Source organism: Bacteroidetes bacterium SB0662_bin_6 (assembly GCA_009839485.1).
Lineage (GTDB): Bacteria > Bacteroidota > Rhodothermia > Rhodothermales > VXPQ01 > VXPQ01.
Genome location: VXPQ01000064.1, coordinates 25,290 through 35,749 on the forward strand (window position 1 = coordinate 25,290; position 10,460 = coordinate 35,749).

Consider the following 10,460-nt stretch of genomic DNA (forward strand, 5'->3'; position numbering starts at 1 on the left):
AATTAGGCAAAAAGTGTTCCTGAATAGAACGCTTTTTACATATTAATGATTTTTTATGACAGATCGGTCCCGGAGCGATCTGTTTCGATCTCGTCTTTCCCTGACCAATCCGAGAGAATGGCAGCATCCGGTGAGGGCGCCGAGGGCATCCCATGGCGGCGCTCCCACCAGACGCTCGACACAAAGAAACACAGGCTGAGAAGGCGATCCACGGCGCTGCGGACCAGCAACATGCCGACCACCTCCGCCACCGGCGCGTCGAGGAACGGGGTAATGCTTGCCCCCGCGCTCACAAATACAAGATCGCTCGAGGGCACGAACGGGATTCTGTTGATTACGACAAAGACCACGAGCAGGATAGCCCATGTTTCGAACGGAACGTCAGGAAGAACCACCCACCAGGCCGCTACCTGCAGCACGTACCCCACCAGAAAACGGGACACATGCGCAGCGGTCAGAATGGCCAGCGTACGGCGGGAAAGCGAAAAAATCTCGTGCCGAAAGCGGTATACGAGCACGCCGATGAACACAGCGACCAGGGCGCCAAGGCCGACATACAGCGGACCGGGTATTTCGACGACTTCGCCGAGGGCAAGATGACCGGAAAGGAGTACACTTCCTATAAGAAGCGACGCGGAAAGCAAAGAGGAGACCGAGGAAACGATCAGGTTATCCTTGATGACGCCCATTACAGCCTTGCGCGCACGCTGCACACGGTCCTTCGCCCACATGAACAGGTACACTTCGCCGGAGTAGCCGAGTACATCCATGTTCAGCACCCGTTTGCGAATCATCACAGCGATGCATTGCCAGGAAGGCATCGACCAGATCCGCCCGTAAATCATGGCCTCCGTAACCGGAAGCAGAAAATACATGGCAAGCAGCAATACATAGAATGTCGGCTCGGACGGAAGCGCATGAAGCAGACGATCCCACCCGATTTTCCAGATCTGGTAAATCAGCACGCCGACAATCGCCACGAGGAAAACGCCTCGCAGAACACGTACCAGCCGTTTGCCGGCGTCTGTGGCGGCAAACGCCCGCCAGCGTTCCGAAATGGGAGGAAGTTTCATGGCTACCGGCCCGCGAGGGCATCAAGCGTGCGAACAAATTCGCGCGTGGTCGCTCGCGCATCGTGCCGCATGATTTCTCTCGGTTGCGGATCGAACGGGATGGGCAGCCGCTGCCCGAGTTCACGAGCATGGATGCAATCCGTCAAAAGACGCGCTACCGCTGCCTTATCCTGAAGCTGTATCCCGGTCCCGGTGCGCCGGAGCATTTCCCCCACTTCCGGATTCGGGGAGAGCGAGAGAATGGGGCGCCCCACCGCAAGATACTCGAAGATTTTTGCGGGAATGATATGGCGTCGGCGCATATCGGTGCTTACAAGCAAAAGATCGAACCGGCGAAGCGTGGAAAGCGCCCGTTCGAGTGGAACGGCATCCTCGCATACAAACCGCCCTTCCAGCCCGTGAGCACGGGCCCGCGCAGCGTCGGTCTCCGAGAGCGGCCCGAAAGAATGTACGCAAACACGCTCGGCGAGAGAGACTTGCTGCTTCTGAAGTTCGGCCAGCGCATCCATGATGGGCGCAGCGGGCGACATGGCGCGAAAACGTCCGAAAAAGCCGATGCGCAACATGGACGAGTAGGCCGGAAGAACATCTTGCCGATGGATATCGCCCTCTATAGCAATGGGATCGTCGAAAACATCCGGATCGAAACTGTTTCCAATGACGACCATCGCAGGATCAAGGCGGGCATAGCATTCCTGGTATGCATCGGCTACCTGCCGCGTTTGAAACATGAGTACATCCGCCCCTGCTACCACCCGGCGTTCCGCATTTCTGTCAATGCGTTTGACCCAGGCCCATTTTTCCCTGGTGCGCACCTCGGACAGCGTCCAGGGATCGCGAAAATCCGCGATGTACGGGACGCCGAGCCGCCTGCTCAACCACTGCCCTGCCACCAGGCCGGACCAGGGATCGCCGGTGGCCCAGACGACCTGCGGATCGACTTCGGCCGCTTGCCGCAGCATCTTCCCGAATTTTGCGGCAAAAAGAGGAAGCCAGGTATCTACGGGAAACTGCCGGTCCAGTGCGGCAATCCATGAAGCCGGCGCTCTCTGGCGGGATCTGCCCCCTTTTCCCGACGGCGCTCCCAACTGGCTCTCGGACCGGAACGTACGGTCTATGGGCGATGCAATGCTCAGCACGCGAACGTCCTTTAGAAGATGCGCCTCTTTGCCGGTGAGTTTCGCCCCTGGAGATGCAATAGTCAGAATCGTCGGCTCCCAGCCGAATTCACGCAGATGAATGGCAAACCGGAACGGGCGCATGGACCCTACACGGCGGCGGGGCAGGAAGTAAGGCGCCAGTAGAAGAACTCTTTGGGGAGATGAAGGCACAGATCGTCGGCGATCAGGGAGCATGCCAGGCTAAAAGCCCGTACAAAGCGCGTCGAAAAATAAGGATTTTTTGAGGAAGTTTCGTATTGCGGGAGTATCTGCAGGAAAGGGTCGGCTTTCGATTCTCGCCGGAGGTTCGTTTATTACAGATATCTATGCAATAAACGCGTTCGACAAACGCCCGCCATACACGGCCTGACGAATGAATACATACGAGAAGATAAACATAGGCGATTCCTTTTCAACCACGCGCTTTCTATCCAAGGAAGATGTGCAGACGTTCGCGGACCTGACCGGGGACGACAATCCGATCCATGTAGACCCCGAATACGCCGCCACGACGCAATTCGAGCGGCCGATCGTACACGGTATCCTGCTGCTGGGCATCATCTCCAAAGTGCTTGGGCGGGATTTCCCGGGCCACGGTTGCATTGCCGCCTCCATTTCCTGCCGCTTTCTGCGCCCCGTGCCCGTAGGATCTGAAATCACGGTCGAGATCAAGATCAGCGAAAAGATCGAAAAGCGGAAACATGTCAGAAGCCGGGTATACGTCTACTATGAAGGGCGTCTGGCCGTGGGGGGTGAGGCTACCATTGTTCCTCCCTCTGAGGACAACGCAAGGGAAAATGGTGCAGCCTCCGACGTGGACCAGGAAGAAATGGCGCACGCGGAAAATTAGGTATAAGTACCTGATAATAAAGGATTTATGTAAAAATTCGATACGGATTAAACATGTGAATGCTCCAATGTTTCACGTGAAACATTGGAGGCGCATATCTTTCGACGGTTCGACGGCGGCGACTACGCGCCTGATTCAGCAGAGGCCAGCGGGCGAACCTGACCGTCCTCAACGAAAAGGGCCCGGTGTTGCCCCTCGTCGAAAGGAACAAGCCCATCGAAAGGTCGCCGATCCGTAGCGGAAATGATCGTTTGTCCGATACGGTCGGATTGAAGCAGATCGAGAAAGGCTTTCGACCGGGAAGCATCGAGGTGTTCAAATACGTCGTCGAGGAGCAGGATAGGGCGCTCCCCGGTGCGCTCCTGCAAAAAAGCGTACATGGCCAGTTTCAGGGCCATGCCGAACGTGCGGTGCTGCCCTTGCGAAGCGTACCGGCGGACCAGCATATCATCCAGACGAAACGCCAGATCGTCGAGATGCGGCCCGGCGAGCGTGGTTCCCCGGCGGCATTCGTCCTCGAAGACAGCGGCCAGTTTGTCCCGGTAGGCTGCCTGGATTGTTTCAAGAGGCGCCGCCGCGGAAAGACGCAGATTGGCATGGTACTCCATGGTCGGCTTTTCCGCCACGGACTCGATGGCCTCGTAGGCCTGATGCAGATAGTCTGCAAACGCATCCGTAAAGCCCTGCCGGGCCTGCACAATCCGGCTTCCGAATGTTACCAGTTGTTCGTCCCAGGAAGAAAGTATGGCCGGCGTATTATCCATGGACCCGCCTTCTTTCATGCCGGCGAGGTAGCGGTTGCGCTGCTTCAGCACCCGCCGAAACCTGAGCAGGCCGTCGAGATACAACGGGGTAGCCTGACAAAGAAGATTATCCACGAAACGGCGGCGGTTATCAGGCCCCCCGGAGGTCAGGGCATAATCCTGCGGAGCGCACGCGACCACCGGCAATTGCCCTACCATGGAGGACACCCGTTCCTGTGCAACCCCGTTCATGAACATCCGCTTCCCCTCTCCCGGTACATACGCCATGCGGACACGCCGTTCCCGGCCGCCATCGCTCACGAACAAGCCTTCCACTTCGGTATGTTTCGCGCCGCGCCGTACAATATACCGGTCGCCCGATGTGACGAAGCCCTTTGACAGGCAGGCATAATGAATTGCATCCAGCACATTCGTCTTCCCCGCCCCATTGGGGCCATACAGGAGATTCACCGATGGGGCAAACGTACATTCGGTACGCTCGTGCACGCGGAAATCCGTAAGGCGAATCGACTTGAGATACATGGCCTGCTCATAACATCGCAGCATATGTACGTCGGCTGCGACGATTTCGTTCGGGGGCGCCGCACTCGACGGATCTGCGCCCCAAAGAGGGGCCTCGGTCACCAACTTCTGTAATTCCAACCGGATCGTATGCCACAAACCGAACCGCCTCCCCTTTTCTCGGAACTCGAGCACTTGGCCACGGAGCAGCGCAATCCCAAGTCCCGGAACATCGATCTGGCATCCGTGCCCGAAATCCTGGAGATCATCCATACAGAGGATCGCAAGGTCCCCGAAGCCGTGTGCACGGAAATTCCGTACATCGCAGAGGCCGTCGAGCTGATTGTGGATGCCTTCAAGCAGGGCGGACGGCTGTTTTATGCAGGTGCAGGAACGAGCGGGCGCCTTGGGATCGTGGATGCTTCGGAATGTCCGCCTACTTTCGGGAGCGATCCCGAGATGGTGCAGGGCATCATTGCGGGGGGGCCTGCGGCGGTTTTTCGTTCGCAGGAAGGCGCCGAGGACCTCGAGTCCAACGGCGTGGACGCATTGATCGAAGCCGGCGTGCATCCGCCCGATGTCGTATGCGGAATCGCGGCGAGCCGGCGAACCCCTTTTGTGGTGGGCGCGATCCGGCATGCCCGCTCCATCGGCTGTAAAACAATCTACGTTACCTGCAATCCGCGCCAGCACTTCAATCTGGAGGTGGATGTGGCTATCTGCCCGGTGGTCGGCCCCGAAGTAATCATGGGTTCGACGCGCATGAAATCCGGAACGGCGCAGAAACTGGTGCTCAATATGCTCACGACCGCCTCGATGATTCGCCTCGGCAAAGTATACGAGAATATGATGGTGGATCTGCAAATGACCAACGCGAAGCTGGTCGAGCGATCCAAACGCACCGTAATGACGGTGACAAGTGTGTCTTATGCCGAAGCCGCGGAATTACTGGATCGCGCCGGGGGGCATGTAAAGACGGCGCTGGTCATGCACCTTGCCGGGGTGGATGCGGAGGAGGCGGCCGGTCGGCTTGAGAAAGCAGGGGGATTTGTGCGGGCCGCGATTGGAGAATTGGGATGATGTTTCACGTGAAACAATGGAAATTATTTTTTATAAGTTACTGTTTTTAAAAAACTTATGACTAATATACGGAATAATGAGTTATGGGCTTGACATTCCGCTGTCAAATGCCGCGTCAACTTCCTGCGGCCTCACGAGTTCGTCCCCGTCGCCCGGACGCGGCAACGAACTGAAACACTTCTTCGAGCGGCTTACCGAACACATGGGCGATCCGGAACGCGACCTCAAGCGACGGCGAGTACTTGCCACCCTCGATCGCATTGACCGTCTGCCTGGTGACACCGACCTGGTCGGCGAGTTGCTGCTGCGTCATCTCGCCGTGGTGGAACCGCAGGGTCCGGATCTGATTACGGATGCTCGTCCCCGACTGAGCCACGTTCAGATCCCCCGGCGGTAATAGACGATTTGCAACACGTCCTTCGCCACCTCTGAACCGAACAGCGAGATGAGGAGCAGGTGCGCCACCCAGACGCCGCCGACCGACAGGATCAGCGCCATGATCGCGCCAATGACTCCGATGCCCAGAATCCACGACGACCCGCTCTCTGCACGCCAGCCGATGAGCCGATCGCGCTCGTCGGCCTCGTCTGACCGGCTGGTGATCGCCGCGACGACATGTCCTGCGATATTGACGGCCACGATGAGGACGATCGCCACGGCGAAGATCGGCACGAAGGGCGGCAAGGCACTGACACCGTTCGACAGCATGAGGCCGGCGACAACCAGGTAGCCGCCTAAGCCGACGACGAGACTGGCGAGTTGAATCCAGACGCTTTTCTCCTCGAAGGACGTATCCATGGAGTCTCCCAATTCGATGTAATGACTAATATAGCTGACACAGTGTAAAAAATACTATACATATCCTGATTTGTCAAGCAGTATCGGAATAATAATTTACAGGCTTGCGCGATGGATTAAAGACCGAAACTCCTCTCCCTTGATCCTGTGACCGCTGCCCCGCAAGCTGCCTTACAGAATCAACTCACCCCTGGCATCTGCCCGTCCGGACTAATTTGCGACCGAAGCGGTCTCCATCTCTTCGAGGGACGGGAGCAGCGAGTGCTTCACCCATCCGAACTCGGGGTTTATCTCAAGCGCCCGCTCGAGGGCCGTCCGGGCCTCCTCCAGATTGCCCCGGTCCATAAAGACAATCCCGAGCCGCGCATACGTATCCTCGTGACCCCATGACGGCAACACAGGGTCTTCCACCACTTCTTCCTCGAAGAGGCGAGCCGCTCTGTACAGCCCCTCGAGTGCGCGGTCCTTGTTCCCTCCCACAATGCGCGGGAGATTATAGGCAGTGATAGCCCTCAATAACACAACCCTCGGATTATCGGGTGCGAGTTCCCGGGCCCTGGACATAGCCCTGTTGAACTTGCGTCCCAGGGTTACGGCTTGCAAGGGGCGCACCGTCATCTTCTGGCCGTATGCGGCGGAAAGCATTAACCAGCCTTCGGCAAAAGTTTCGTCCCGATCGGTCGCGGCCTCAAGATGGTCGATGGCGTAGTTGACGTATTCCAGGATTTCGCGATTGCGGTTCGAGCCATCCAGTGCATGCAGAATGTTGGCCAATTCGCTTGCCGCCGACGCAGCATAGTAATGGGCGAATATGGCCAGACTGTCGTCATCGATGGCCTGCTCGAAAAGCGCACGGACCTTCAGGAGTTTGTCCTGATCGTCATGATTGGCTCCATCTGCCAGCATCTCCTTGCCTTCGAGCAATAACTGCCTGGTTGACTGTGCCTGAACGGGTACGCACCATGCAACAAGCGCCGCAAATACAATAATGGTGATCGAATTTCGCATGCTCTTTTTGCGCCATGAAAAGGTGATACGGCTTAATATGGGAATTATATAGTTCCCTAACCAATGCCTAAAAAGCCAAAAATCCCGAAGACCGTCAAGGAAGCGGAACGTACGATTTCGGCGAATCCGCGATATGGCGGGCTAACCATTGCCGAGGCAACACGCCGAATCCTATTGGGTAAAAAGGTGGAATATCCCCCCGAACCCCAGAATCGGAGATACACTTAAGGTTATAATTTCCGGAGAACCCGCTATGAGGCCCGCCAGACAACTCCGCGAACTATCCAATGCGCTGAAGGCCGCTTTCGACGGGTCGATCGTCGCCCGCCGCGTGCAGGACTTCGAAGGATGGACCGACAGGGCATCCCAAGAGGATTCCGAAGCGGGCTACGACCACACGCGGACCGTCAAGGAGTACTACGACCTTTGTAGCGAGTTCATGGTCCTGGGTTGGGGAGAATCCCTGCACTTCGCGCCGCTGTTGCCTGACGAGAGCCTGGAGGACTCCAAGATCCGGCACCAGCGACTCATGATCTCCAAGCTCCAACTGCGCCCGGGCATGACGGTAGTTGACATCGGCTGCGGGATCGGCGGTCCGATGCGCCGCGTCGCCCGCGAGGCCGGCGTCAGGGTTGTCGGGATCAACAGCAGTGAAGTCCAGTGCAACAACGCCAACCGGCTGAACGCCGCTGCGGGGCTTGATGACATGACCGACTGCCTGGTGTCCAGCTTCATGGACATGAACACTATCGCGGACAAGACCTTCGACCGTGGCTACGCGATCGAATCGACCTGCCATGCGGCCGACAAGGTCGGCGCGTTCGCCGAAATCTACCGGGTCCTGAAACCCGGAGCTCTCCTCTGGGGCCAGGAAATGTGCATGACCGACATGTTCGATCCCGGTGACGATCGGCATCACGCCATCAAGCGGGAGCTCATGCACGGCATCGCGCTCAAGGAAATCGCGACGTTTGGGGAGGTGAATAGGGCGCTCGAAACCGTGGGATTCGAAGTCATGGAGGGTGCGGACCTCGCCGGCGACCAGCACGGTCCGGTCACGCCGTGGTATCAACCTATGGAGACCCGGCGCGGACTGCTCGGCAACACTTTCCGCCGGATTCCGATAGGCCGCAAGGCGGTGAGGTGGGGATCCAGGATGGCGGAATTTCTCGGTGTGTTCCCGAAGGGCTCGGCGGAGGTCGTTGGACTATTGGATCGGACCGCAAACGCCTATGTTGCCGGGGGCAGCGCCGGGATCTTCACGCCGCTCTACTGTTTCGTGGCGCGCCGGCCTCTTTCGGGTTAGCAGCGGCCCCGAGACGCCTGGAGGCTTTCGGCTCGAACGGCCGTCAAACGGAACCTTCGGCGGCCAGTTCTCGCCGGGCCGACGTGAGGCGCAGATGGATCGAGGAAAGCGCGGGCACCAGAAACATGATGAGCACCGTGGTGAAGAGGATGCCGCAGCCGATCGAGGCGGAGAAGGGAACAAAGAACTGCGCCTGAATCGCGTCCTCGAGAATCAGGGGGGTGAAGCCCAGGAAGGTCGTCAGCGAAGTCAGCATGATCGGGCGAAAACGTCCCTTCGCGCCCTCGATGATCGCGGTTCGCACCGGGATTCCGTCCCGAAGCTTCTGGTCGGTGAAATCGATCATCACCAGGGAGTCGTTGACGACCACGCCGGCGAGCCCGAAGATCCCGACGAAGGACTCCGCGCTGACGGCAACCCCCAGCATCCAGTGACCCAGGATCACGCCGATGAACCCGAACGGGATGATGGCCATGACGATGAACGGCTTGGTATAGGAGCGCAGGGGAATGGCCAGCAGCGCGAAGATCAGGAGCAGCGCGATCACGAATCCGCGATAGAGACCCCCCAGCGAGTCGAGTTGCTGCTGCTGTTCCCCTCCGAAGGTGTACATCAGTTCCGGGTTCTCGGCGATGAGCCCCGCCAGGATGGTGTTCTCCAGAATGTCATTGGCGGTCGCGGCGGAAACTACACTCGGATCGACATCAGCGGTAACCGTGACAATGCGCCGGCCGTCCTGGCGCCGGATGGACGGCGGCGACATCCCCGAACTCAGCGCGGCCACCCGGCTGACCGGCACGTCGGCGCCGGTTGGTGTGCGGAACCGGTAACTCTCGACGTCGGTAATTGCGTTCCGCTGCTCCTCGGGTAGCCGCACGTAAACCCGCACCTCGTCACGTCCCCGCTGCACCCGCACGGCCTCGACGCCAAAGAAGGCCGCTCGCGTCTGCCAGGCAAGATCATCAAGCGTGAGGCCGAGGGTGCGCGCTTCGGGAAGCAGTCCCACCTGAACTTCCGGGATACCGGGGGTGTGGTCCGAGCGTATGTCGAAGACGCCTCCGACTCCGCCGAGGTCGGCGACGGTGGAATCTGCGATCGCGATCAGGCGTTCCGGGTCTGGATGGGAGAGCGCAGCCTCGACCGGGTTGCCCAGGGTGTAGATCTCGCTGATGAAGGTGACCGCGCGCGCCTGCGGCAGGTCCCCCACCTCCTCGCGCCACGCCTGCACGACGTCTCCCGAAGTGATGCGCCGCTCCTGCGCGCTCAGGAGCTTGAACTCGATGGTGGCGACATTGGCTTCCGGGTTCAGGGTGGGCGAGGGGTTGAGACCTCCGGTTTCGAGCCGCGACCGCTGACCGACGACGACCGTAACGCCGGACAACAACGGAGGCGCGTCGGCGGGCCGGCTTTCGGAAAGCCGCTCCACGGCCCGGCGACCGGCCGCTTCCAGATGTTGCGCCACTGCGTACGTCTGCGGCGCGGTCGTTCCGTCCGGCATCTCGAGGGTGGCGATCGCGAAGTCGCCTTCGACCTTGGTTGCGAAGGTGGTCGGAACGATGCCGGCCGGAAGCAGGGAAACGCTCAGGACGAGCAGCGCCACGGCCCCCGAAACCGTCACCCCGGGGCAGTCCGTCGCGAACTGGATTCCGCGATCCAGCGGCCCCTGGACAAAGCGGTGCAACCCGGAATCGACCCGAGTCTGGATCCGGGCGACGAATCGTTCAATGCCCGTACCGGGCGCCCAATCCGGGCCGTGCAGATGATGGGATAGATGGTTGGGCAGCACGAGCAGCGATTCGACCAGCGAAAAGAGCAGCGTGGCGATGGCGACGATCGGCAGCGCCTTCCACACCTCTCCGAACCCCGCGGGTATGAAGAGCAGCGGAAGGAACGCCACGATCGTCGTCAGCACCGCGAAGA

10 protein-coding genes are annotated in these 10,460 nt (G+C 59.2%); 3 read left to right on the plus strand and 7 right to left on the minus strand.

Translation table 11 applies throughout. From position 1 onward, the window contains the following. Window positions 1–53: 53 nt before the first annotated feature. Both F4Y00_11395 and F4Y00_11400 read right to left on the minus strand, forming a co-directional pair. Window positions 54–1,073: a hypothetical protein gene (locus tag F4Y00_11395; GenBank protein MYE05558.1), complete on the minus strand. Its 1,020-nt coding sequence runs from the start codon at window positions 1,071–1,073 to the stop codon at window positions 54–56. A 2-nt stretch (window positions 1,074–1,075) separates the two neighbouring features. After that, the gene (locus F4Y00_11400) at window positions 1,076–2,428 is read right to left on the minus strand and encodes a glycosyltransferase family 4 protein (GenBank protein ID MYE05559.1); all 1,353 of its coding nucleotides are present in this window, start codon (window positions 2,426–2,428) and stop codon (window positions 1,076–1,078) included. A gap of 178 nt (window positions 2,429–2,606) precedes the next feature. Between F4Y00_11400 and F4Y00_11405 the strand changes: the two genes are divergently transcribed. After that, complete coding sequence (locus tag F4Y00_11405; GenBank protein ID MYE05560.1) at window positions 2,607–3,083, plus strand: MaoC family dehydratase; 477 nt, start codon at window positions 2,607–2,609, stop codon at window positions 3,081–3,083. A 122-nt stretch (window positions 3,084–3,205) separates the two neighbouring features. On the opposite strand, the gene F4Y00_11410 is transcribed toward F4Y00_11405, so the two are convergent. Continuing rightward, complete coding sequence (locus F4Y00_11410) at window positions 3,206–4,471, minus strand: DNA replication/repair protein RecF (protein ID MYE05561.1); 1,266 nt, start codon at window positions 4,469–4,471, stop codon at window positions 3,206–3,208. 27 nt (window positions 4,472–4,498) lie between these two features. On the opposite strand from F4Y00_11410, the gene murQ reads away from it, so the two are divergent. Beyond that, entirely contained in the window at window positions 4,499–5,428 is a 930-nt protein-coding gene (gene murQ / locus F4Y00_11415; GenBank protein ID MYE05562.1) for an N-acetylmuramic acid 6-phosphate etherase, read from the plus strand. Between the two features lie 115 nt (window positions 5,429–5,543). Here the strand turns inward: murQ and F4Y00_11420 are convergent, their stop codons facing one another. The 3 genes from F4Y00_11420 to F4Y00_11430 form a co-directional block, all read right to left on the minus strand. Continuing rightward, a complete protein-coding gene (locus tag F4Y00_11420) occupies window positions 5,544–5,741 on the minus strand; it encodes a helix-turn-helix transcriptional regulator (GenBank protein ID MYE05563.1) in 198 nt (65 codons plus the stop codon). 65 nt (window positions 5,742–5,806) lie between these two features. Then, window positions 5,807–6,226: a hypothetical protein gene (locus tag F4Y00_11425; protein ID MYE05564.1), complete on the minus strand. Its 420-nt coding sequence runs from the start codon at window positions 6,224–6,226 to the stop codon at window positions 5,807–5,809. A 210-nt stretch (window positions 6,227–6,436) separates the two neighbouring features. Then, complete coding sequence (locus F4Y00_11430; GenBank protein ID MYE05565.1) at window positions 6,437–7,234, minus strand: tetratricopeptide repeat protein; 798 nt, start codon at window positions 7,232–7,234, stop codon at window positions 6,437–6,439. Window positions 7,235–7,487: 253 nt separating this feature from the next. On the opposite strand from F4Y00_11430, the gene F4Y00_11435 reads away from it, so the two are divergent. Further along, on the plus strand, window positions 7,488–8,540 hold the full coding sequence (locus F4Y00_11435; protein ID MYE05566.1) for a methyltransferase domain-containing protein: 1,053 nt from the start codon (window positions 7,488–7,490) through the stop codon (window positions 8,538–8,540). Between the two features lie 43 nt (window positions 8,541–8,583). Here the strand turns inward: F4Y00_11435 and F4Y00_11440 are convergent. Further along, a partial coding sequence (locus F4Y00_11440) for an efflux RND transporter permease subunit (GenBank protein ID MYE05567.1) occupies window positions 8,584–10,460 on the minus strand: 1,877 nt, incomplete at its 5' end.